The organism is Paenibacillus sp. 05T425 (assembly GCF_056396205.1).
Window position 1 is genome coordinate 1 of record NZ_JBFTLA010000009.1, and the last position, 24,384, is coordinate 24,384.

At 46.4% G+C, this 24,384-nt stretch carries 21 protein-coding genes; 4 read left to right on the forward strand and 17 right to left on the reverse strand.

The features are described 5' to 3' along the window. The 14 genes from AC1DF0_RS20605 to AC1DF0_RS20670 form a co-directional block, all read right to left on the reverse strand. A partial coding sequence (locus AC1DF0_RS20605; protein ID WP_477575140.1) for an SDR family NAD(P)-dependent oxidoreductase occupies positions 1–217 on the reverse strand: 217 nt, incomplete at its 3' end. Between the two features lie 133 nt (positions 218–350). Further along, positions 351–776 (reverse strand): MarR family winged helix-turn-helix transcriptional regulator, encoded by a 426-nt coding sequence (locus AC1DF0_RS20610; protein ID WP_477575141.1) that lies wholly within the window; start codon positions 774–776, stop codon positions 351–353. Between the two features lie 135 nt (positions 777–911). Continuing rightward, positions 912–3,251, reverse strand: coding sequence for an nSTAND3 domain-containing NTPase (locus AC1DF0_RS20615; protein ID WP_477575142.1), 2,340 nt, complete (start codon positions 3,249–3,251; stop codon positions 912–914). 924 nt (positions 3,252–4,175) lie between these two features. Beyond that, complete coding sequence (locus AC1DF0_RS20620; protein WP_477575143.1) at positions 4,176–6,665, reverse strand: TIR domain-containing protein; 2,490 nt, start codon at positions 6,663–6,665, stop codon at positions 4,176–4,178. 445 nt (positions 6,666–7,110) lie between these two features. After that, positions 7,111–7,947, reverse strand: a complete 837-nt coding sequence (locus tag AC1DF0_RS20625; protein ID WP_477575144.1) for a sulfurtransferase — start codon at positions 7,945–7,947, stop codon at positions 7,111–7,113. A gap of 165 nt (positions 7,948–8,112) precedes the next feature. Further along, positions 8,113–9,864, reverse strand: coding sequence for an allophanate hydrolase (gene atzF / locus AC1DF0_RS20630; RefSeq protein ID WP_477575145.1), 1,752 nt, complete (start codon positions 9,862–9,864; stop codon positions 8,113–8,115). 17 nt (positions 9,865–9,881) lie between these two features. Further along, the gene (locus tag AC1DF0_RS20635) at positions 9,882–11,489 is read right to left on the reverse strand and encodes a PucR family transcriptional regulator (RefSeq protein WP_477575146.1); all 1,608 of its coding nucleotides are present in this window, start codon (positions 11,487–11,489) and stop codon (positions 9,882–9,884) included. A gap of 17 nt (positions 11,490–11,506) precedes the next feature. Next, positions 11,507–11,938 (reverse strand): cupin domain-containing protein, encoded by a 432-nt coding sequence (locus AC1DF0_RS20640; protein ID WP_477575147.1) that lies wholly within the window; start codon positions 11,936–11,938, stop codon positions 11,507–11,509. Between the two features lie 48 nt (positions 11,939–11,986). Continuing rightward, entirely contained in the window at positions 11,987–13,060 is a 1,074-nt protein-coding gene (gene atzD / locus AC1DF0_RS20645) for a cyanuric acid amidohydrolase (protein WP_477575148.1), read from the reverse strand. After that, on the reverse strand, positions 13,057–13,809 hold the full coding sequence (locus AC1DF0_RS20650; RefSeq protein ID WP_477575149.1) for an ABC transporter permease: 753 nt from the start codon (positions 13,807–13,809) through the stop codon (positions 13,057–13,059). The genes atzD and AC1DF0_RS20650 overlap by 4 nt, the downstream gene beginning before the upstream one ends. Beyond that, entirely contained in the window at positions 13,806–14,630 is an 825-nt protein-coding gene (locus tag AC1DF0_RS20655) for an ABC transporter ATP-binding protein (protein WP_442048183.1), read from the reverse strand. The genes AC1DF0_RS20650 and AC1DF0_RS20655 overlap by 4 nt, the downstream gene beginning before the upstream one ends. 12 nt (positions 14,631–14,642) lie before the next feature. Beyond that, positions 14,643–15,653, reverse strand: a complete 1,011-nt coding sequence (locus AC1DF0_RS20660) for an ABC transporter substrate-binding protein (protein WP_477575150.1) — start codon at positions 15,651–15,653, stop codon at positions 14,643–14,645. 47 nt (positions 15,654–15,700) lie between these two features. Then, positions 15,701–16,384, reverse strand: coding sequence for a biuret amidohydrolase (biuH, locus tag AC1DF0_RS20665; protein WP_477575151.1), 684 nt, complete (start codon positions 16,382–16,384; stop codon positions 15,701–15,703). Positions 16,385–16,688: 304 nt separating this feature from the next. Next, positions 16,689–18,260 (reverse strand): ABC-F family ATP-binding cassette domain-containing protein, encoded by a 1,572-nt coding sequence (locus tag AC1DF0_RS20670; protein WP_477575152.1) that lies wholly within the window; start codon positions 18,258–18,260, stop codon positions 16,689–16,691. Between the two features lie 169 nt (positions 18,261–18,429). Between AC1DF0_RS20670 and AC1DF0_RS20675 the strand changes: the two genes are divergently transcribed. From AC1DF0_RS20675 to AC1DF0_RS20685, 3 genes are read left to right on the forward strand one after another with little or no spacing between them, the layout of a single operon-like run. After that, positions 18,430–18,876 carry a hypothetical protein gene (locus AC1DF0_RS20675; RefSeq protein ID WP_477575153.1) on the forward strand — a complete coding sequence of 149 codons (447 nt, stop codon included), beginning with the start codon at positions 18,430–18,432 and terminating at the stop codon, positions 18,874–18,876. A 2-nt stretch (positions 18,877–18,878) separates the two neighbouring features. Further along, on the forward strand, positions 18,879–19,109 hold the full coding sequence (locus tag AC1DF0_RS20680) for a helix-turn-helix transcriptional regulator (protein ID WP_477575154.1): 231 nt from the start codon (positions 18,879–18,881) through the stop codon (positions 19,107–19,109). Positions 19,110–19,120: 11 nt separating this feature from the next. After that, the gene (locus AC1DF0_RS20685) at positions 19,121–19,816 is read left to right on the forward strand and encodes a DUF4386 domain-containing protein (protein ID WP_477575155.1); all 696 of its coding nucleotides are present in this window, start codon (positions 19,121–19,123) and stop codon (positions 19,814–19,816) included. A gap of 62 nt (positions 19,817–19,878) precedes the next feature. On the opposite strand, the gene AC1DF0_RS20690 is transcribed toward AC1DF0_RS20685, so the two are convergent. Continuing rightward, positions 19,879–20,619, reverse strand: coding sequence for a DUF975 family protein (locus tag AC1DF0_RS20690; RefSeq protein ID WP_477575156.1), 741 nt, complete (start codon positions 20,617–20,619; stop codon positions 19,879–19,881). A gap of 172 nt (positions 20,620–20,791) precedes the next feature. Beyond that, entirely contained in the window at positions 20,792–21,517 is a 726-nt protein-coding gene (locus AC1DF0_RS20695) for a hypothetical protein (protein ID WP_442048175.1), read from the reverse strand. A 179-nt stretch (positions 21,518–21,696) separates the two neighbouring features. Between AC1DF0_RS20695 and AC1DF0_RS20700 the strand changes: the two genes are divergently transcribed. Then, positions 21,697–22,809 carry a metallophosphoesterase gene (locus AC1DF0_RS20700; RefSeq protein ID WP_442048174.1) on the forward strand — a complete coding sequence of 371 codons (1,113 nt, stop codon included), beginning with the start codon at positions 21,697–21,699 and terminating at the stop codon, positions 22,807–22,809. A gap of 254 nt (positions 22,810–23,063) precedes the next feature. On the opposite strand, the gene AC1DF0_RS20705 is transcribed toward AC1DF0_RS20700, so the two are convergent. Further along, positions 23,064–24,323: a molybdopterin-dependent oxidoreductase gene (locus tag AC1DF0_RS20705; RefSeq protein ID WP_477575157.1), complete on the reverse strand. Its 1,260-nt coding sequence runs from the start codon at positions 24,321–24,323 to the stop codon at positions 23,064–23,066. Between the last annotated feature and the right edge of the window lie 61 nt (positions 24,324–24,384).

Genomic DNA, 24,384 nt, shown 5'->3' on the forward strand with positions numbered 1-24,384 from the left:
ACGCATTAATCGGCCCTTCGAGCTGTTCCGCTAATCGACGTACATCCGACATCTTGGACAGATCTGCATAGAGGTAGCCCRCCCCCAGCTCGGCGGCAATCTTCTCGCCTTGGGTTCGATTACGACCGACGATCGTTACCTCCCAACCGCGTTCCGCGGCAAATCGCGCCGTCCCGTAACCGATTCCGCTTGTTCCTCCTGTAACTACGATTCGCATAATAGAATAGCCCCCTTATTAATTAGGATCCTAGCTATATGGCATTTCCATTTTCATTAATAGATGCACCATTGCATTCACCTCCTCTCCGATTGCTAGGACGCTAGCTATTAGTGAAGGCTGAAAGCCCCTACTAATTATATTCCGTATCCCCTAGATTCTTGGCCACTCGTTGCAGCCACTGTCCCAGCAAATCTCTCTCGGCTTGCGTGAACCCTTTAAGCATCTCGTTCTCGAATTGCAGAATAAGATCGACCAGCTTACCGAACACCTCGTTGCCCTGCTCCGTGAGCGTCACTACGTTAGCCCTTCCGTCCGTATGGCTAGGCCTACGGGAGATGTATCCCCGAGCTTCCAGCTTATCTAATATTCCGGTCAATGTCGCGGAGGTAATCCCGCTATGATACTGGAGCCTTTGCTGCTCCAACCCCCCGGATTGAGCCAAGTAGCCCAGGATCTCGAATTGCGAAGTCGTCAGATTGAATGTGCTTAACCGTACGTCCAGCTCTTTGCGCATAATAATATAGGTTCTTTTCAAGTAAAGGATGGATTGAGACATGCGGTATGGCTCCATTCTAAGATCGTGTTAATATAATTAGCATCCTAATTATATATCAGAAATTCCCAGAATGTCAACTGAGTGCGCTTCAAGACAAGGAACTTCGTTCACTGCCTTCTTCAATATAAATTTAACTTATCGTTCGAATATAGATTCGATTTCGGAAATATATGACGCACCTAATCTTCCGTTATCAAATTCATCATAATCTACTTCCTTAATATATGAATCAATTGCACTTTCAATTTCACGAACGCTAAGATTATATGATTTAGGCAGAGATATGATACTATTTATATCCTCGTTCAGATTTGATACTTTCTCTAGTATCTCTTTATCTATCTCATCACTAATCATTTCCTCTAACGCTGACGTTATAGCATCAATATCAATATCTACTTCTTCACTGCCACTATAATAATAAACTTTAGTGTTCTCTTTAAGTAATTCATGAATATCATTATTATCGTAGTAATCCGAAACATTTATGTTCTCCGAATAATATAGAATCTCATCATTCATCATTTTTTTACACAATAACTTAAACCATACATACTCCTTTCCATTTATCTCATAACATTCTGTTAATCGGTTAATTGTTTCAATTAATTCGTCTAAATTTAAGTTGCTAAATAAATTATATATATGAAATTCATCCTCAATAAATTCATTTATAGAATAGAATTCATACATATCTTTATCAAGTAAGAGTGTAAATACTTCAATATGAGATAACCAATCACTTTTGGAATAAGTATAACAATAAGAATGATCCAAATAATCGAATATAACTTCTCTATATTTATAGTTTTTTATATTGTATTTGCAAATATGTGATGAAATGAAATAATTCCTTTCCGAATCGCTATCAAAATCAATTTCATTTATCTTTTCGCTAATAATATATTCAAAATAAACATTTGAAAGCTCCTCCTTTGAATAGCTGCGTTCAAACTGATTGAACATACATATTGAGTTACGAACTTCATTGAGTTCTAATTTATTTAAAGTTAAAGCATTTTTCAAATAATCATTTACAGAAGGGTTTATCACTCCAATACTCATTTTACTTTTATTATCAATAACATTAATAAGAGACTCATTTAACCGCGATAAAACTAATTCAAAATTATTCAAAGTGAAGTCAATATTACTTATTCTTGTCAAACGACGGTCAAAACAATTTTTAAGCACTGAATATTCAACATTAGTGTCAGTTAAGGAATATAAAGTACTTAAAAATGCTCTATCAACTTCTTGCAATCTTCGCTCAAACTCATTCTTCCATATATCATTCGGATTGTCTAAGCTATCGTGTATATAATCAAAATACTTAGATGGAATTATTTTTAGATAGTTAAATGAAAAAGTAACATGTTCAATAACACGAGGGGTATAATTTTTATGTTGAACAATTTTAAGATAATTTTTATTTTCTTTAATACTATTAATATATTGTGATGGAACACGTTTATAAATTAAATGATTATAAAAAATTTTCGCTTTCTCTAATGAAGTTATACTATCCATATTAATTATGGAATGTCTTATTTTGTTTTCTTTAAAGAATATATTAAATTCCCCCGAACGCTCCTTCGCTTCGTTAAAAATTGTGATCCTTGAATTCAAAATAAGTTTTTTGTTGTTAGATAATTTTACATATTTAATCAATGAGAGCAATTCATTTTCTTGAGTACTCTTCATATGAAAATAATGTTGTCCTAAACAATCGTCTAACAGTACAATTTCTTTGCATTCCTTGTCATTTGATAATGATTTCTTAATATCGGAAATGTCTCCATTAGTTGTATATCTAACTCTATATCCCTGTGAAGCATAATATAAAACTAACATTTTTGATGTAGTTGTTTTTCCAACCCCTGGTCCCCCTGTTATCATTAATAACCCCGTCTTATCCAGATGTTCAATACATTGATTGTATATATTTGTTTGAACAAAGAACTTACAACCTTCGTCTATATCACTAAGAAGTGCCTCACAGTCTATAAATATTTCTTGGTTGTATATCTCATTTAGAATATTCGAAGCGTATAGCCACAATTTATAATGCTTTCTTACTACATCACCATTTTCTGGTTTTTGTAAAAATTCATCAATTTCCTTTAATGTAATAATATTCTCATCACTTTTCATATAATCTGAAAACATTTCATAGACATCGCTAATATTTCMATCAGTAAGTTGCATCCCACAACAGATATAATACTGTGTAGGATTCCATTTATGAACATTATCAATTTCTTTTTTCAAGGTAGTACGCAGATTAGCAAACTTGCTTCCAATATAGTGCTTTACCTGTATAATAATGCTGTGCGTATTTACATTATCCGTTAAATCAATTCCACCATCTCTACCCTTAGCGAATACCCTTAGACTTGTGGATAGTTTTTTTTGCATAACATCCTTACATAACTCTTCAAATTCAACATCATTTAAATTAGCATAATTAAACATTTTATCATCCCTTTTCAATTGAGTTTTAAAATATATCTTCTTAAAGGTTAAATTTCCTATTAGGTAATTTCATATACCACTTTTATTAAAAACCTCAAATATACAACTGGATAATATTACAACTCCTATATTGACTATAACATGTCATTAGACCTATTCAAACAAATAACAAAGTTTCTTTGACATTCATTAGTTGATTTTCTGTTGAATAGGTTGCTAATTGGAAAAGTTGTTAACTTCGTGATTACATGATTACGGTGAATATTGAAGTAAAACATAATAGACATAGATTAATCGAGGTCTGACAGTCACTCGATTAAGGAGGACTATCGGCATTTGTTTAGCCTACACGGAGAGCTATACGTCTTATCGTCAATACAAGCCCACGTCCTTCATGAAGCCTTCTGAGTATTCTCACGAAACGAGCGTTGACTCATTGTTGACTTGGAACATAAAAAATACATCGCCCAGAGCATCCAGCCCACATGACGATGTATTCAACTTTACATACTGTTATATGCCTCTCAGCCCTTACTCTTCACCCGTTGCAACCGGATTCTTGCTATACGATATCCAATCGCTTCAGCTATCGTTTATGCTTTGAAAGTGTTTTCATCACGGGAATTCTGGGCTTGTACTGAGCAATGAGATCTCTTGGTTTCATTGTATGGTTGCCTACGATGATCGAGGGTGCTGTTCCCGCCGCGCAGCCAAGAGTCTCAGCTTTAGCGCACGCCAACGTCATTGGTTCGGAGGGTCAGTTGCACTGCACGCCGCTGGCATTCAGCCCAATGCCAAGATTCCTCTGGTTGGTGGCACTATGGTTGGCACCCTTGCCGACAGGGATCTAGTAGCACTATAGCTATAAAAATAAGCACACGGAGCAGCCCCCACACTTCTCCAACTTCCGCCAACGCCTAATTCTTATTGTTGAAGTAATTTTTCTAGCTTTTGTAGCACTCTATTCTTTGCATTTTCAGGGTAATTTCGTAATTGTGCTACCATTGAGAATGCTTGGACGGCATCTCCAATAGTGGCTAGGTATATAGCTTTATTTTTAAGAAACAGGTTATGAAACTTTGATCGTTTCGTCACCCTTTTTTCTATTTCCTCAATAGTTGATCTCATTTCTTCTCTCAAATCTAATCTCTGAGTAATCCGAAATTTGCTAAACAGTGGATACAAATTATCGTGATATTTATCAATTGCACGATCAAGCACCGGAATAGCACTTTCTGGATCCCCTTCAAAAACAGCCATAAACTCCGCTTGCATTTCCATATACATAACATCTGCTTTTTCTGATTTAATCTTCTTTAGATTTCCAAGAAGTTCTTGTAACTTTTGGACTTTTTCTTCATATGGAAGCAATTCAGTTTCATTAGTATTAGACAGACATTGAAAGAATGCTTGAATGTGATATGGATTGTTAGTATCATTTTCATAATTCTGCTTTGCGAGTTCGTATGCTGTATCAAAATCCTCAATATTCAAATAAACGATAACTAGTTCTCGTTTTGCTCTTGAGAAATTTGGTTTTTGCTCTAACGCAGTTTTCAGCCTATCTAAAGCGCCAATTGTATTACCATTTATTCTATAGTAAAAACCCATAAGGAAATTATGTTCGTGCCCTTTAATTTTTTGAACCTCATCTAAAAATCGAGGATTTCGGGTCCTTGCTAATGATGAGCATAAATAATATTGAATTTCAAACTTAATGCGCTGATCCATAAAACTGGACTTACGTAAGACTATATCAGCTAAATTTATTACCTCGTCATATCGCTCTCCTCTATCGTAGAGTTCCTTCATCGTTTTTAGATAATTAGAGGGGATTAAGAACCGTTCGTCAATTGGCTGTTTTTGCATAAGTGCTTCTTTAATTGAAAATAAGAGATCAGATATATCTTTTTCCTCTGATTCATATGTTTCTAAAAAATTGTTTAAGTGGTTTTGCAATCCTCTCCTAAACTCTTCAGGTAACGTAGGTTTTAAACGTGTTACATAATCTCTTATTGCATCGTTAACTCGAATGTATTCGTTGTTAGCACCTGAAGTTCCACAAATAGCCTTCGAAATAAACTTTTCTAGCAGATGGAAATAATCCTCATTTTCATTGAGAATATCAAATAAAACTTCATAACTCACAAATTCAAAGCGCGATAGTAAATAGAGGAGATCAAGCGCCTTCTCGTCATCTGCATATTCCCCAAGTAAAATTTGCACTTTTTCTGTTGTATAGTCAACAATTAATTCTGTATGGTTCCGAGTGTAAAGAAGTCCTCTTTCTTTAATCAAATCAACTGTAAAAAACACTTGTTCAGGATATCCATTTAAAATATCTGTAAAATTATTTAGATCCGATCTTTCCAGTTCGAGTTCTTCTAAAAGGGAATAACGTTTTAATAGGCCTCCTCTTTCAGAAGGTGATAATTCAGGCATATCAATTACATATACTGTTCCCATTCTGTTTATTGTTGGGTTATGTAGTCTGAAGGATGCCGTTACACAAAAACATATTCGACCCAATGGTTGTAATCTCTGAATCAAAGACAAAAACCATTCATTTATTTCCCTGTCGGGAGTGACAATGCATCCTCTATCTCTAATTAATATTATTTCTTTGGCTTCTTGAATCTCTTCAACCAACTTTGTTGCTAAGTCAATTTTTTCTTCAATGGTCATACTAATCAAATTTTCCATTGAATATTCTGAAGTAAATCCAAGATCATATATCTTCTTAATGAAATCTTCAATACTCTGATGTGAATCAAGTAAAATTACAGGAAGTTTGTGTGAGTGCTTTACTACATTCGTTTTTTTCAAACAGTTCTCTAAAAATGATTTACGTCCAATAGTAGGTATCCCAGAAGCGATCAAACAAGTAGGAACCATAAGATCGATAGAGTCCAAACGTGTTTCAATTACAGACATTAATTCATTACGACCGACAAAAAAACGTTCTCTGCTCTCTATCCTTGGGTTAAAACTCCAGATTAATTCTCTGAGTTTTTGGATAATTCGTCTAGTAGCAACCGACGGTCTTTTTACAGGTTTCAAATTATAATCACTTGATAACCAATCCGGAACTCTAACATCATCATATTTTAAATTCTCTTCAATAACCATCGGAAAAATTCTTTTTATATGTCCGGTTTTTTCCAACTCAAAAGCTCTGTTTAATTCTATCTTTACCCAATCAGACTGTAAGGAGTTATTCGACAGAAATATGACAAAAATATCGGTACTATCTAATCCACTCATAATTTCGTCAATCGACTTTATACCTTCTTCGAAAGTCAAATTATCGTATATTACTCTATGCTCACCTATTTCTTTTACCAATTGGCGAGCAACGATTTCTACATAATGGTTTTTATCTTTACTACTATGTGACAGAAATACTTTCCTCATTTTATGTCGCCTCCCACTTTCTCTATGAATCTGAAAAAACACTATTATTTCAATAGTAAGATATTTCCTTCCAAAAACCAACCAAAAAGTATTGCCTAAATGAAAAATTGAGTGGTGATCAGAGCACTGTCGTGTTGAATGACATAACGCATACGCAGATTGTTGATTTTAATACGGATGGCTTCCCTGCTCTAGACCGGTCAGTTTATCATTAGACTGAACACAACAGCTACAGGAACAATTTTCATAAGCTTCCTGGTTTCATTTTGCCGTACATAAAATAGGGAAGTGCAATCTAGAGCATTTAGTTAGTAATTTGAGCATGCTTGTTGACTCGATGTTGACTACAGACCACACAAAAAAAAAAAAAAAAAACAGAACATTGTGGTTTTATTCCACCATGCTCTGTATTGAATCTCACAAACTACTAAGCGCTTGACAGCCCCTATTCCTCGCCCACCGCAACCAGATTCCCCTCATAACTAATCCAATCACTCCAGCTCCCCGCGTACAGCCGCACCTTATTAAAGCCCGCTTCTTGCAGGGCGATAACATTAGGTGTCGCGGTAACGCCCGAGCCGCAGTAGACGATAAGCTCGCGGTCGGTGTCCAAATCGGCGAAGCGCTCGGCTTGCGCCGCAGAGTCCTTCCAGTTGCCTGACTCAGCAAGGCCGTCCTTCCAGAAGCGGTTAATCGCTCCGGGAATGTGACCGGCGACACGGTCGATCGGCTCGACTTCGCCGCGGTAGCGCGGAGCTTCCCGCGAGTCGATGAGCGTCACTTCTTCGCTGCCGAGCAAATCCTTCACTTCATCCATCTCAACCAGCATACTGTGCTGTACCGTTGCGATATAAGTCGCAGGCTGCGCCTCTGTCCGTTCAGACGATACCGGCAGATCCTGCTTCACCCAAGCCGAGAAGCCCTTGTCCAGCACGTAGACCTGCTCATGACCGAGATACTTCAGAAGCCACCATAAGCGGGAAGCCATTGCTCCGCCTTGATCGTCATAAGCGACCACAACCGAATCGTTGCTTATTCCAGCCTTGCCGAACGTGACCGTCATTGCGAATATATCCGGCAGCGGATGGCGTCCCCCAACCTCTTCAACCTCTCCGGACAGATCCTTCTCCAGATCCATATAGACAGCTCCCGGAATATGCGACTCCTCGTAAGCTTTGCTCCCTGCCGTGGGATCGTCCAATCGGAAGCGGCAATCCGCGATAACAAGATTCGTGTCCCCCATCTTCTCTTGCAGCCATTCCAACGATACGATATTATTCATTTGCTTCTCCTCTTTCGTTCAAAATTTCACCTATATCTATAGTATAGTTTACGGATTCAATCTTCAATGGAACGATTCCTCTTCCTATCATCCCACATCTTGGATTGAACGACAAAAAGCCCAAAGCGTCAACGCGCTTCAGGCTTGATGTTTTCAAGGCCCAGCTTACACAATATGCCGCCAACCGCCGTAAGCCGAGATGTCTTCGGCATCCTGCTCGGCATAGCCTTCGCAAATAAAACCGGGAATTAACGTCCCATCCGCAAGCTCGACTTTCCCGATGCCGAGCGGCGCAGGTATGAGCGCCGCGAATGTCCCGAAGGCTGCGGCCGGCATTTCCCATACTTCTAGTTGGAAAGCATGTCCGCCCTCMTGCCGTTTAATCAAGCCGGGCTTAGGCGGCGCGGTCGCCAATTTCACCATTGCATATTTGGCAGCCGTTGCCGCTTCGCGTACGAACTGGGCGCCATGCTCTTGCATCTGCTTCTCCAACGGAAATCCCCGCATATGCAAGCCGCATACCGCAACGGGAATCATACCCTGCTTCGGACTGCTCACGGGCGCTATCCGTCCATGAATAATCATCTCCGCCGTACCGGAAACAAGAGCTTCCTCCTCGGCCAGCGCGAACAGCGTAATCCCGAACGGCAGCGCCGGAGCAGCTTCTCCCGCAGGGATGGCTACGGCGCATAGATCGAGCAAATTGCAATGGTTCGTATATCGCCCCATATTCGAGTTCGTGCCGATCGGGTCTAACCTCACCTGGTCGCGCAAATACGTACCGCCGCATGTCGGCATAATCATCACGGCGTTGTCCAACAGCTTCCTTGCAGCGAGCTTATACTGCTGCAGCTCATGCATCGCTTTAAATACGGAAGCAGCAGTCTGCTTCTCGGAAGCCCCAGAGCGCAGGATTTGCTCCGTCGTTCCGAACACCGCTTCCGGATTAGCCTCCACAAACTCGCTCAAGCTTGCCCAACGCTCCGCCACCCACGGCCCGTCGTACAGCAACGCCGCCGTCCGGCCGAATAATTCATAATCGATATAGGCAATTGGCAGATCAAGCTTTGTAATGCGATCGACCGCCGCATCCCATGCATCGCTATATTCAGCCGCATAAGGTCCGAAGAACTGCGGCGGGTCGACCGGCAAATAGACCTTTTGCGGCAGTCTGGACGCCGATCGCTCCAGGCTGCGAGACCAATGATCGGATGCATCCAAGCCTCGTGCATAAGCATCAACCTTAAGCGCATCCTCCAACGAATGAGCAAACACATTCACGCAATCGAGGCTGGCGCAGGCCGGGACGACGCCCTTGGTCGGCCAAGCCCCCAGGCTCGGCTTATAGCCGACCAGATTGTTCAGTGCGGCGGGTACGCGTCCGGATCCCGCCGTATCCGTGCCGAAAGAAAAAGCGGCATGGCCGCGTGCGACCGCAACAGCCGAGCCTGAGCTCGAACCTCCGCTAATCAGCTCGGCACGCAAAGCGTTATGCGTTTCTCCGTATGGACTTCGAACGCCTACAAGACCTGTCGCGAATTGGTCCAAATTGGTTTTGCCCAGCGGAATCGCCCCTGCGTCGATCATTCGCCGTACGACTGTCGCGTGCTCGGTCGGCTCATAGGAATAGGCAGGGCAGGCCGCAGTCGTTGCGACTTGAGCCACATCAATGTTATCCTTAATCGCAAACGGTATGCCCCATAAAGGCAGACCTCGTAATTCCGTTTCTTCCAAACGTGCTAGATACGGCTCCAACGCTTCGATAGTAGGAGGCGTGATCCAAATATTCATAGCCGAATCTGCTTGGACACGGCTTATTATCTCTTGGATGACATCCCTAGGCGTAACCGCTTTACTCGCATATAGCTCCTGAAGCACACCGATCGTCAGCTCGAATGGAATAGTCGGCTTGCTCATCATCTCACCCTCCCCCGTCATTTGGGTCTCATCTCGTTAAGCTTGACGGCCAAATACAACTGAAATAGATCATCGCCGTCATCGATGTTAATGCCCAATATTTCGCATACCCGATCGACTCTATAAGAAACGGTATTATAATGCGTAATAAGCTCCGCGGCCGTCTTCTTCAGATTGCGGTTATATTTGAAATACACCTTGATCGTTTCGTAAAATTGCGAATTATGCTTCTGATCGTATTCGAGCAACGGCACGACATACTGATCGCGGAAGCTCATGACCTCCTCCGTGTCCGGGAGATGATATAGCAGCTGATAAACGCCAAGCCCTTTGTAATCAATATAAGGCTCGTCATATTTGCAAATAGCGCTAATATGGTTAATTTTCTTGGCATCATCGTAGCTTTCCCATACCCGGTCCGGACGATTGACCGTCTTGCCGACGCAGAGCGAGAAGCCCTGCGAGCCGAATTGGGAGCGCAGCTCTTCCGCAATTCGGTCAAGCGTCGTTCGCTGCGGGGTTTGCGGAGAACCTGGAATGAGGATGACTAGCTCCCCTTCCAACAGAGTAGCCTGCAAGCCCTCGCACGGCGACTTGGTTCGAAGACGTCTGACGGCCTGCAGCAGCTGCTTAGCGGGAGGCTTCCCGACTATCCAGCGTACAAGCCCCACGTACATATTCTGATAATCGTCCAGCGAACTGCCCGACGCTTCCGCCCTTATTCTTAAATCCTCCATGGTCACGATTCTTCCCGAAATCCAATCTTGGAGAAACTGATCGATATATTTCAATTCAACCTCTCGTCTAGCGTTTGCGTTGATCATCTCCAGCCCGACGAGAATGCCCACGCGGTCGATCGTCAACTGATCGACCACGGAATGCTCCTGATTCCACTCTAATAGAATCAACAAACATTTCTCATGCCGCTTATCGTTGACTTCGGATACATATACGCGAATGCGGCGATCGCCTATCGTAATGAAGCTGACTCCGAGATTGGATTCAAGCCGCAGTCGAGACCACAACGCGGTATCCTTAGCCTGCTCCAATCGCTCTGCTTGAGGAGACAGAAACAGCTGATCCGAATCGTCGAGAAGAACAATCGGATTATTAAGCATGCCGTCCAGCGTCTGCATAAACTCCTCGATTCCTTTACCATAGAGAAGCTGTTGGGACAGCTTCTGGAATCGGCTTTGCAGGAGCGACAGCTCCCTCGCCTCCGTAACGAGCACCCGCTCCATAATGTCCCGAACAACATCCGAGAACACTGTCGAAGCCGGAAGTTCGAACACGGGAAAGTCGAGCTGGTTGGCGAGCTCAAGCGCCCGCGGCGGTATTTGCTCGATGAACCGTTTGGTTTTGATGCCGAGAGCCGCAACGCCTTTCTCGGCCAGCTGCGGAATGATGTCGGCGATTACCTCCGGCTGATCGCGGAAGGGGAATCCGCTCGTAATAAGAAATTCCCCTGGTCGAACCCAATCAATAACATCCGGCACTTCCATGACGTTCACCCGATTAATGCTCCGATGCATGCCTCCGGTTCCGGCCAATACAACCGCTTCCTTGAAACCGGGCATTAACAAAATGTCCCCGCATGTAATACCCGCCTGATTGTTATTCGCCATGGCTGTCCCCCGCAATCTTATTTCTTAATGGAATAGATGTCTTCCACGAGAGTCGTGTTAAAGAAAGAGTTAGCCGGCACATCCTGCTCAACAGGCAGGAACACGCTGATCTGCTCCGTCGGCTGATCATCGTCATTCGCTACGGAATGAACGACTCCCGCAGGGACGTGGAACGTATCTCCGGCTTTGTAGCTTTTCCATTCGCCATTGCATAGGAGCTTAACTTTACCCACTGTAATATATATAATTTCAGCGACATCGTGGTAATGCGGCAGCACTTGCCCGCCGACGCCGATTTTCTCCCATAGAATCGAGCTTGAACGAATGCCAAGCTTATCGGCCTGAGCAGCAGATACGATTTCGCGGTGATAAAGATGGATATGATCCGGCATAAGCCCCCACGCCATCTCTTCTCCTACCATTACCTCTGTCTTGTTTGCATTGATCATATCGTTAGTCTCCTGTTCTCAGTTCTTTATTTGATTTATAAAAAAAGGTTAAGCCTTGCGACGAAAGACGACCGCCACCGGTCCGCCGCCTGCCGGTCCTTGGTGCTCTGCGCCGCCGGATACATAGATCATCGGATCGCCGCACACGGAAGCAAGAACGCCTCCAACGACCGCGCGGGCATGGCGCGTGTGGTTAATATCCGAATCATCGAGCATCGTATGCCTTTGTCCCCGCACATACCCCGTCGGATCGGCTTCGGCCTTCGCAAGCACTTGCACCATCTCCGCATTCGGGTATTTGTCCAATATCCGCTTTAATGCCGCGGCGTCTATCGCATCCTTCATGACATCATGGTCGATAAAATACGGCCCTTCCGCAAAGACGGAATTGCCGAACACAATAACCTCGCAGTACTGCAGCTCGCTCCCCGCAGACGTAGAAGCGACATCGCTGTATAGCTCCCAAGAATGGCAAATGTCCGATTCCTGCAGCTGCTCACGGTCGATTTCCCCCAGTGCCACTGCGGCCCCGAGAGCCGAGGCGCCTCTGGAGAAGCCCATTGATTTGTACGTATCTTCCGTGACGAGGCCCATGCCTCTAAGATGCGCATCCTGAATCTGCTCCGCTGTCAGCAGCGGACACTTAATTTGCACGAAATGAACGTCGGCAGGACTGCCGATGCCTGCCTCGCCGATTGCGCGGCGGACAGCTTCCGCGACTTGATCAACCTGGGCCATACGTCCGAGCTCTTCGGGCTTGAAGTCGGGTGTTCTCGCAACGCCGATCGCAAGCGATTTCTGCTCCTGTTGAACCGAATCCTTATCGACCGTTCCGCTGCGGCTGATGACCGAGAAATGAGGACTCAATATGCCCTCGGTTCCCCCTGACATGACGAATGAGATGGACTTCGCCTTCTCGCCGCTATAGGCAGCGAACAGATTCTTCAAGGCAAGAACGGCAAAACCGCGGGTAAAGTCGTTCACGCAGCCGTTTCCTTCTGTCTTGCCGAGCACGGCGACGACATCATCCGGATTTATCGTTGAATCTTCAAAGCGCTGTTTCAGTGTATGGGTATCGTTAGGTGAACGAGCTGGAACTTTAACAACCGAGCATTTCATCATATTTCATCCGTCCTTTGCCAAAATACGACTTTCTTCTCTAGCCAGCTGATGCCCCAGAAGAGCACCAACCCGCATAACGCCGAAGCAATAATAGCCGAGAACATAATCGGCGTATCCATATGATAGGAAGATACGAGCACGACATAGCCAAGCCCCTTGTTCGCCCCGACGAATTCGCCGACGATAGCGCCGACAATGGCGAGCGACGTCGATATTTTCAAAGCCGAGAACACGTAAGGCAAGCTCGTCGGAAGACGAAGCTTCCAGAATATTTCCAGCTTCGTGCCTTTGTACGTCGAGAACAGCTCCCACGCTTCATGCTCGATGGCCTTTAAGCCTTTAACGCTGTTAACGAGAATCGGGAAGAAGCAAATGAGCATGGACGCGACGATTTTGGAGGAATAGCCGGTACCCATCCATACCACTAGCAACGGCGCCAGAGCAACGAGCGGGGTCGTCTTGAGCGCAATCGCCAGCGGGAATATACCTTTCTCAATCGGTTTGGAGTGTACGAAAATAACGGCTGTTATCATCCCCAAAATGTTGGCAAGCACAAAGCCGATCAAAGCCTCCATTAGCGTAACGAACATATGAGACGCCAAGGAGCCGTCGATTACCGTCAGAACAGCCGATGGCGCAGGAAGCAAATAAACCGGAATATCGAACAGACGCACGGCTAATTCCCATATCAAAACGAAGCCTAATGCAAAAGCGACAGGGTACATGATCTCTTTTGTTTTTTTCATCATAGATGCTTGACCCTCTTTCTTAATTCGCTGACCGTATGATGATACTCAGGAAGCTCTTCCATGCCTACCTCTCTATGCGAAGGCAGCGGAACAGGTATAATCGCATCGACTCCGGCAGGCCTAGGCGACATCATAACCACGCGATTGGACATAATCACGGACTCTTGAATGGAATGGGTAACCATGACGACCGTGCTGAGGCTCGTATCCGGGCTTTCCCACAAGCGGAGCAGCTCGAAATTCAGCTTCTCCCTCGTAAATTCGTCAAGCGCTCCGAACGGCTCATCCATCAGCAGCACCGTCGGGTCGGCGGCAAGCGCCCGCGCGATCGCGATTCGCTGCTGCATCCCGCCGCTTAGCTGATGCGGGAAGTGATTAATAAAGTCTTGCAAGCCGACTAATCGCAGCGCGCCCTCCGCCTTTTCCCTCGCGACGCTCTTGGAGAAACGCTTCTCTCCGATCGTGAGCGGCAAGACGATGTTCTGGATCGCCGTCAACCATGGCATGAGGACCGGCTTCTGGAATACCATCCCGATTGATTGATCGCCCGATGCAAAGCTGACCTCCCCTCCAGCGTTCGGCTGGAGGAGATTCAGCATGAGCCGCAATAGCGTTGATTTTCCGCAGCCGCTCGGACCAAGTATGGAAACAAACTCATTTTTATAAATGTCCAAGGATACATTGTTCAGCACCTGAACATCGCCAAACGAAAGGGAACAATTTTTCAATGTAACCGCGACTTCGTTCCTCGAAGAAGCTGATGTTTTCCCGTCATTCAGGTGCGCTGCACGATTCCCCAATTCACTTAATGTCGCTTGCATTCAAATCACTCCCTATTCGATAAATTCATTCGTGAACGCTTCTTCCAGGTTCTGTTCTTCCTTCAAAAACTTCAAGTCGATCAGGCTCTTCTGCAGCTCGCTCCAAGCTTCCGTATCCATCTTGCCAAGCGGCAGATTGTCCGGCTCAAGCAACTCTACGCTAGCCTTCATCATGCCTATTTCATGTTCGAGATTCAGCTTGCTGCCGTACTTCAACCCGAATTCCGCAGCCTCTTCCGGATTAGCAATCGCGTACTCCCAGCCCTTCATCGAGGCTTGGACAAAGCTCTTCACCATCTCTGGATCTTTCTTAATGATAGACTCGGTCGTAAACAGCGTATCCGCATAAAAATTAATGTCGTAATCGCCAGGTTGGATCACATTTACTTCATGCCCTTGCTCTTGAACGGCAAGCATCTCGTTAATCACATAACCCGGCCATGCTGCCACTTGGCCGCTAAGAAGCGGACTCATATCGTATTTCACCGGCATTTCTTCGATCTTCGAAGCTTCGATGCCGGCACTGTTCACCATAGCGCGGTAAGTCAATTCCTCATTGCCGCCTAATTTCACGCCGACCTTCTTGCCGATAAGATCCTCCATTTTCGTTATGCCGGAATCCTTCAAGGCAAACAAGACGAAAGGCGTCTTGCGATATACGGCCGACAGTGCTTGAACCGGCACGCCTTTTTCCCGCGCCATCAAGATTTGATCGGCACCGGTAACGCCGAAGTGCTCGCTTCCCGAAGCGATCATCTGCACGGAAGGGAAATCCGCTCCGCCTGGTCTGATCTCCACATCCAGGCCCGCTTCCTTATAGAAGCCTTTCTCCACCGCAGCATAATACCCGGCGAATTGCGCTTGATGTATCCACTTCAGCCTCAGCACGACCTTTCTCAGCTCACCCGTCTCTTCGTTCGACGCTCCTGACGAAGCAGGTGCTTGATTAGATCCGCATGCCGTCGCAACGAGCATGATAGCCGCCAATACGATAAACAATGATTTCTTTGAATTTCTCCACATAATAGTTCCCTCCATTTATCTCTTCTCTATGTTTTGGTTTTGTCAGATTAATAGTTTTGCAGTGCCTTCAACACATGTTCGGAGCTGCTTACGCTTCCGAATACGCCGCCCTGCATCGTTACCATGTTCAGCGCAACTTGATGGTTGGCCGGGTCTGTCGCCCCCGTGCAATCCTCCAGAATCAAGCATTCATAACCTCTGTCGTTTGCCTCCCTCATCGTCGTATGAACGCACACATCGGTTGTGATGCCGGTCAATATTAGATGCGTAATGCCTTTGTTTCTCAATACTAGCTCCAGGTCCGTTGCATAAAAGCTTCCCTTCCCCGGCTTATCGATGATCCATTCACCTTCGATCGGGCGGAGGTCCTCGATGATTTCCCAGCCGGGCTCTCCCCTAACCAAGATGCGTCCGGCAGGACCGTGCGAGCCGATCTCCGCGCCGATCTGTTTGCTCCTCCACCTTTTGTTGGGAGGCAGATCGGATAGATCCGGCTTATGGCCCTCTCTCGTGTGAATAACCGTCATGCCTTCTATTTGCCGAACCCTGTTCAACAACTTCTTAATAGGCTCGATAGGCTTTGCCGTCAGCGACAAGTCATACCCCATTTGCTCCACATATCCGCCTTTGCCGCAAAAATCAATTTGCATATCAATAATGACCAGCGCCGTTTTTGAAGGATCAACGCTTCCATCATAGGGCCACGCATAAGGGTTAGCTGTTATCTGCATTGTTGATTCAACTCCTTCCAAACCTCACATGTTTGTCGTATTCCACAAGATGAATGCTTTCTTTTTCATTTATGTGTCACATTATATCACATGTAATTCGGTTTTTGTTTGTTAATTTCACAAATATGTAGGATGCTTGATTGTGATTTTATACAAAAGAACAATTACGTGTCATGTTTTATTACATATTGACGATTTTTCACAACAAAAAAACGCCGCTTTCCCCATAGGGAAATGCGACGCTTTTATCAGACAGCAAGCAGCAGAGTCTTGCTTGCGAGTATCTTGGTTCACAAACACGAATCTACAAATTTTGTTCCGTTACACCCAACTCAGGGTCAAAGCTCAGCATCTTTGTCCCTATCTTATCGATGAAGAACCGATCATGGCTAACCGTAATGACGGCGCCGGGAAAATGGATCAACGCCTGCTCCATCACCTGAATGCTCGTTAGATCCAAGTGGTTGGTCGGCTCATCCAAAACAATGACTGCGGCGCCAGAGAGCAGGCATTTCGCAAGCGCAACCCTTGCCTTTTGACCGCCGGAAAGATTGCCGATGAATTTGCTTAGATCCATCTCCGAGAATTGCAGCATGGATAAGAACTTATTCACCTTTTTGCGAGGCGCGTCCAGTCCCAAGCCGTACGTATTAACCGCGTGGCTAACGGTATCCTTCGGATCAAGCTCGTCCCACATCCGGTTGAAGTAGGCATAACCTACGCCCTTCTCCCAAGTCACTTCGCCGGACTCCGGTTTTTCCTGCCCGGTAAGCACCTTAATGAGCGTCGATTTCCCGCTTCCGTTAGGCCCAACGATCACTAAGCGGTCTTCCTTCTGAATATCGAAGCTGATATTCTCGAAGATCGTCCGACCGTCGTAGGTCTGTCCGATGCTCTTCACTTCGCACAGCTTATCCGGAAAACGCAGCTTTTCGTAAATATCCGTAATCAGCACGTTAACGGGATGAGGCTCGATCCGCTTCTTGTTGTCTGCCAGTTGCCTTGAAAGCCGGTCCTTCGACGCCTTCTTGCTCGCGCGGCTATCGATCGCTTCAGACTCCATGAGCAGAAGCTCCTCCTCCCACTCGAACTGGCGGTCCAGCTCCTTCTTGCGCATCTTCTTTTTGCGGACATAATCCGTATAATTGCCTTCGTATTCCTGAAAATGATAGTTCTCGATCTCGATCGTGCGCGTAACCACTTTATCTATAAATTGACGGTCATGCGACACTAGAATCATTGCTCCATTGAACCGATACAGCCACTGCTCCAGCCACGTTATCCCTTCGATATCCAGGTAGTTCGTCGGCTCGTCGAGCAAGACGACATCCGGCAGCTCGATTAACATCTTGGCTAGCGCCGCGCGGTTCCGCCAGCCTCCCGACAATTCATCAATAGGCTGATTGCGGGATATATCGTTGAACCCCAGCTTCGTAAGCACCGTGTTAATCTCGACGGAAACGTTCCAGCCGTCCAAATGGTCCATTTGTTCAAAAAGCTCCGCTTGTCTCGCCAGCAGCCGCTCCAGCTCGCCATCATCGGTGACGATTCCCAGCTTTTCTCCCACTTCCTGCAGCTCACGCTCGATAAGAGCGACCTGCTCGAAGCACAGCTCCAGCTCTTGTTGAACCGACAAACTGCCGGTCATTTCCGAGAATTGAGAGAAGTAACCGATCTTCACCTTCGGATCTATATCCACTTTGCCAGACGTTGGCTCTTCTTTGCCCATGATCAGCTTGAACACCGTCGACTTGCCCGCACCGTTCCTCCCGATAAGGCCGATACGCTCTCCTTGGCTCACGCGAAAATAAATATCGCGAATGATCAGGGAGTCTTCATACTTCTTAGTCACATTCTCCAAACGAATTACGCTCATCGCTATCACCCTTCTAATTCCGTCGGTCTACCGTGATTATACCACTACCGCCTAATTCGGGAATATTTCCACCCCCTATGTAAAGTTTACTTGACACGATGAATGGTAACATATACATTATGTATATCAAGCTTAACTTGGAAAATAAATCCTATAGGAGGTTTAAGGCATGACTTATCAAGAAAAAAAGAGCATTGTATCGATCATCAGCGCCATCCTCATTTTCGTTTCTTTCAGCGTATTCAAGTATGCGCGGTATCCGGAGGAAGGACTGGCGTCCACGGAAATGCTTCGTTATTGGGGCTCTTTCGTCCTCGTCCTGACTTTGGTTTCAATCCTCGCGCATATCGTGATCAGCATCGTATTCAACATCGTGTTTCGGATTACAACCGGGGAGAAGGAGCCGACGTTCGCGGATGAACTGGATAAACAGATCGAATTGAAGGCACACCGAAACGGCTTCTTCGTATTCATAATCGGCTTCCTTCTCGCCATGGCATCGCTGGCTATCGAGCAGCCTGTACAAATGATGTTCGTCATCATGATCGTCTCGGGTTTCATTTCCGATGTTGCCAGCAACGTGACGAAGCTGTATCACTACCGGAGAGGAGTGTAAGAATGGGCAAAAATCTTGTCGGCAATCACATCCGCAAATTACGCTTCAACCATGACGAAATGACGCAGCAGCAATTGGCTGACAAGGTCGGCGTAACCAGACAAACGATCGTAGCGTTGGAAAAGGGCAACTACTCGCCCTCGCTCGAGCTGGCTTTTCGCATCGCTATTGCCTTCGGCTTGCCTTTGGAAGAGGTATTTTTCTACGGGGAACACGCGAGTAAAGAACAATAGGAGGTTATCTTATGAAATCATCCAATACAGCTGGTAAAATGGTGGGCATACTGTTTATTCTTGCGGCAGCTTCATCGATTATAGGGCTTATCCTGTACGATCCGATCCTCAATGAACCCGATTATTTGGTTAACGGCGCTGCTCATGCCAATCGGATCGTACTCGGGGCACTCATGGAATTAATTCTTGTCGTATCGGCGATCGGCACATCCATTATGATGTTCCCCTATTTGCGCAGGTACAATGAAAGCCTTGCTCTCGGCCATGTATGCTTCCGTTTCATGGAAGCCGTTATCATTACCATCGGCATCGTCAGCATGCTGGCCCTGTTAACCTTGAGCCAGGAGTATGTAGCGGCAGGCGCTCCGGACGCAGGCTCGTACCATGCTTCGGGCACTGTACTGCATGCCGTTCACGACTGGACATTCATGCTGGGACCTAACTTCATGCTAGGGATTAGCACGATGATGTACAGTTATATCTTCTATCGAACCAAGCTCGTACCGCGTTTTATCTCCATCTTAGGCATGACAGGGGCGACTCTCGTATTCATTGCGGCGTTGTTCGAAATGTTCGGCGTATTTGCTCAGCTTTCCGTTTGGGGCGCGCTCTTATCGCTTCCTGTAGCAGCGAACGAGATGATTTTAGCGATATGGCTTATCGTGAAAGGGTTTAATGGGTCTATACGTTCTCGACAGGTGCATTAAAACCATAACAAACAGAGCAGCGGACGTCATATTTCCGCTACTCTGTTTAACACCATTCCTATTTAGATAACTGGCGTCTGATTCAGCCGCAGCTCTTCTTCCGATGTTAGTCCGTTCTTCAGCGCCTGTTGACGCAAGGCCAGATAAAGTTCCGCCTTTGTGGCGTATATATATGGCATTACGAATAGAACACCAACGAATAATACGACTATACCGAGAAGAATCCATCCAAGAAAGCTTAGATCAAGCACGAAGATACGGAATTTATGTCCCCGTGTCATTTCCTTGCTTAATTCCACTGCGCGCCGATACCCAATGTTCGGGTTGTCCGCCAAAATGTAAGGCACCATGCTGTATGCGTACGATTTCACGATTCCCGGGATAATAAGGAGCAGAAACCATAGGAAGTTCAGGAACGTTCTCCACAGCATCGCTTTCACGACATCCCAATACCTGTGTTTGTTGAACGCGTAGCCGATATGGTTGAGATTCACCTCATGCTCCGCCGCTTGCTTGAAGTAGCGCATCGAACCGACCTCAAGAGGAAAACAGAGAAAAATACGAAACGCTAAAGCGAACACGAAGACAATAATAAAGATGATGATCGCGATCGCAATGAAAGGACCGATAACCTCCCAGTCTACATCCATGCCGGAGGAAGGGGATGATCCAAGGTTAAAGGTTGACGGACTGCCGCCGCCTCCAGTGACAAATGCAAGAATAATACTTACGAGAAACGCCTTCCAATACGATGTGCGCAGCACCTCTTTGGCTCTCTGCTTCAGCTCTTTCCGTTCCCACATCGCTGAATCTCTCCCTTCATCCCTTATTTCACACCTTACAATATGTACCATGTTAAATATAGTATGACAAGCCTTGAAATATGCATATAACAGCAGCATGAATCGTAAAAAGGCCGTAAGTCTCCCCGCTAAAGAGGCATCCGGCCTAAATGACGATCATCGCATTTGAAAACTAAATAGTACCATTCGTATTTACAACCGTAGCTGTAACAGCCCGGGCATTTATCGATCCCCCGGCGTCTCCTGCAGCTGTAGCCAGCCCTTTAACAGTAAATGAATAATTGTACGTACCCGGTCCCGGATTGTCGACCCAAGTAAGACTAGGTGTCACGGTAATTTGCTCGAACGGAGGCTGATTCGGCCCCGGCACAACGGCTTCATTATTAACAGCGATAATATCATTCGGATTTCTTGATAGGAAGCTATTGACCAAATAACTTAGACTATTAGTAAATTCCACATTTGCAAAAGCATCTAATTTCACGATTTGATTTGCTCCAAGAACAATTGGCGACAGGGTTAACGTGGTCGTTGCCTCGTTTTCCGTCAAAGGAACAGGCTCACTGCTTCCGGCAAATCGTACATCCAAAATGCCAGGGGGACCCGCTTGGCCCTGTATTCCCTCTATTCCCTGTTGCCCCTGTGGACCAGTAGCTCCAGTTGCCCCTTGTGGCCCAACTGCTCCTTGGGATTCTACCGCTCTAGCTGGTTCAGCAATATTCGCAGCTTGAATGGCTTGCGCGAATGCGGGCGTTGATACAAGACCCGGCAGCACGGAACGGACAACTTTATCGAATGCGGGAGTTGCAATTAAATTTCTAGCTGTTATAGGCAACTCAAGTCTGCTGACTCGTTCAACAACTGTAAGTCTTCTTCTTCTGACCACCAAAACATTCATTCCCTCCTGCCATTGCGTTGGATATATAACTATCCGGTTAACAGTGTATTTTCGGGGGATAGGTCATGGCACGACGTTTGTACCTGATTCATTCGTCTATTTTCGGCTGCAAGTTCTCCTGACCACTGATCGGTCAATCGGATGTATAATAGAAGGCAACATGATTAAGGAGGACCAACATGTTTATTATCATCGGGCTTGTGTTTATCGTTGTGTACGCCCTCATCGTATTCTATATCGGTTGGAGCGGTTGGACGTGGATAAAGCCGGCGGTATCGCGCAGGTTCCGGCTATTTTATATCATTACGCTAGTCTTTCTGGCAAGCTCTCTCTTTCTCTCCAGAATTGTCGCGGGGTCGACCATCCTCAGCGTCATCGGCAGCTATTGGCTGGCCCTATTCAGTTTATTGATCATGCTGCTCCCGCTCGTTCACCTTACGGTCTGGTTAACGAAGCTGACACGGCTGCCGCGCCATGCCATCCAGAAGTGGTCGGGAATCGTCACTTTGCTCCTGTTGGTGGCTCTGCTCGGTTATGGAAGCTTTAATGCCTTTAGTCCGACAGTGCGGTCCTATGACATACATATCGACAAGAAAGGCACAGCGAATGGTGAGCTTCATATCGTTATGGCGTCCGATATGCATTTTGGCTATTTGTCGGGGAAAGGCCATGCACAGCGAATGGTTGAGGAAATTAACGCGTTGAAACCGGACATCGTATTGTTGCCCGGCGACATTGTGGATGACGATATTTTACCTTATAAAGAAAATGGCATTGGCGATATTTTATCGGAGATCGAGGCGCCTCTTGGCGTATTCGCTTCTTTGGGCAATCATGACCGGTTCAAAGGCGAGACGGAGGAGCTAGTCGCGCTTATAGAGGAAAGCGGCATCCAGGTGCTTTATGACGAGACAACCCAGGTTGGAGACTGGCTCACGCTGGTCGGGCGGAAGGATTACAGTGATACGGAGAGAGCGGAGCTTGATCGTTTAATGGAAGACATCGACCGCTCCGGGCCGGTCATTATGCTTGAGCATCAACCGGTCGAACTGGGTATCGCGGAGGAGCAAGGCATCGATTTGATGTTATCCGGCCATACCCATCATGGACAAATCGCACCCGGCAATTTAATAACCGACAGGTTGTTTGAAAACGATTGGGGTTACTTGCAGAAAGGATCGCTGCATTCCATCGTATCTTCCGGTTACGGCTTCTGGGGCCCTCCGATCCGTATCGGCTCGCGGGCGGAAATCGTGTCCATTCATGTCCGTTTCTCCAATTCGGAAAGTTAACGCCTAGTCCTGGGCTTTTGAGTGGATTTTGTGCAGTCAAATGGCTGAAAACGATACGATATCAGAGTTTGATTGGACTTTGTACAAGCAAACGGACGGAGGAACCCTGCTGAGGGCTCAAATGCCGGTTTTGACTGTATGTTTTCCACTCAAAAGTCGCTTAACAGGCGGTTGGGACCGATTAGACTGTATGAAATACAGGCAAAACGCCATATCAGCTGGAGAGGCCCGAAGAAGGGGCATGCTGAACTACACTACACCCAAGCATCGTTGGAATAACCGCGTTGCTCCCAATATCCGACATGCTCGCCGTCAATCAGCTCGATCCGGTTCAGCCATTTGACCGACTTGTAGGCGTACATCTTCGGCACGATCAGCCTTACGGGACCGCCAAGATCGCTTGGGATTGGCTTACCGTCATGCATAACGGTGACGAGCACATCGTCCAAATCCGCTTGTTCAAGCGTCAATGTATCCGTGTATACGCCGTCACCGGAATAGAACTTCACGGTACGGGCGGATGCCTTCACCCCTGCCTGCTTCAGCAGATCCTTCAGCTTAATGCCCTCCCACGTATTCTTATACACCGACCAGCCTGTTACACAGTGGAAATCGCTCACCTGCACCTCGCGCTTCAGCGCGACGAACTGCTTCCAGTCCCACTTGAAACTGTGGTCGACGAGTCCGTCTATCGTGAACGACCAGTTCTCGTTCGTGAACGTCGGGATCGGCGTGACGGTGTACACGCGGAATTGCCCTTGGGCTCCTCCGCCGAGCGGAGGCGACGATGCCGGAAGCGGCTGCGGCACGGGAACGAGGCTGTTGCCATCGTTCTCGATCAGCTTCTCAAGCGACTCGCTGCCGCCAACGCCGAAGTTGCCGAGCGAATCGCCGACCCACTTCAGGAAGGAAGGTCCAATCGTGACCGCAAGTCCTGCACCAATTGCGCCGCGTATGAACGAGCGGCGCGTATACACCGGCTGTGGCGCTGCGGGATGCAGCGCTCCTACAGCCGCCGCAGCCTCCTTCTCATCACCTCGCTTAATCGTCCGGCGGTTCGGCTCCTTGAGCCATTTGACCCGAGTGAGCGAGTGATAAATGATATACGGCAGGCCGACCCACGTAAGCAGATCATGCACGACCAACGCGACATTAGAGACGCGCGGCCCGACTGCCCGGAACTGCCATAGCAGTACTCCCGACAAAAACCAGCCCAGCAGCAGAGCCAGTACAACGATTACATTTGCCCGCTKGGCAGGCTTATCCTTAAGCTGCTTCCAGTGCTTACCCGCAAGCAGCAGATAATAGATTACCGGCAGAATCGAGGCGATACCGACAACGATATGCAGCCACTTGATCCATACGCGTCCTTCGCCGAGAATGCCGCGCCAGAAGCCGCCCACTAGAATAAGCCCCGTAAGCGCCAGAATGACGACGATCCATCCGTTCCACGAATGCAGCGACACGAGCTTTTTGCCAAATCCTTTGCGCAGGCTTGCAAGCATTTTCCCCATACGGCTGCCGCTCCCTCATTTCCGATTTATATCCTTCTTCTATTATAGCGCCTCGATAGAA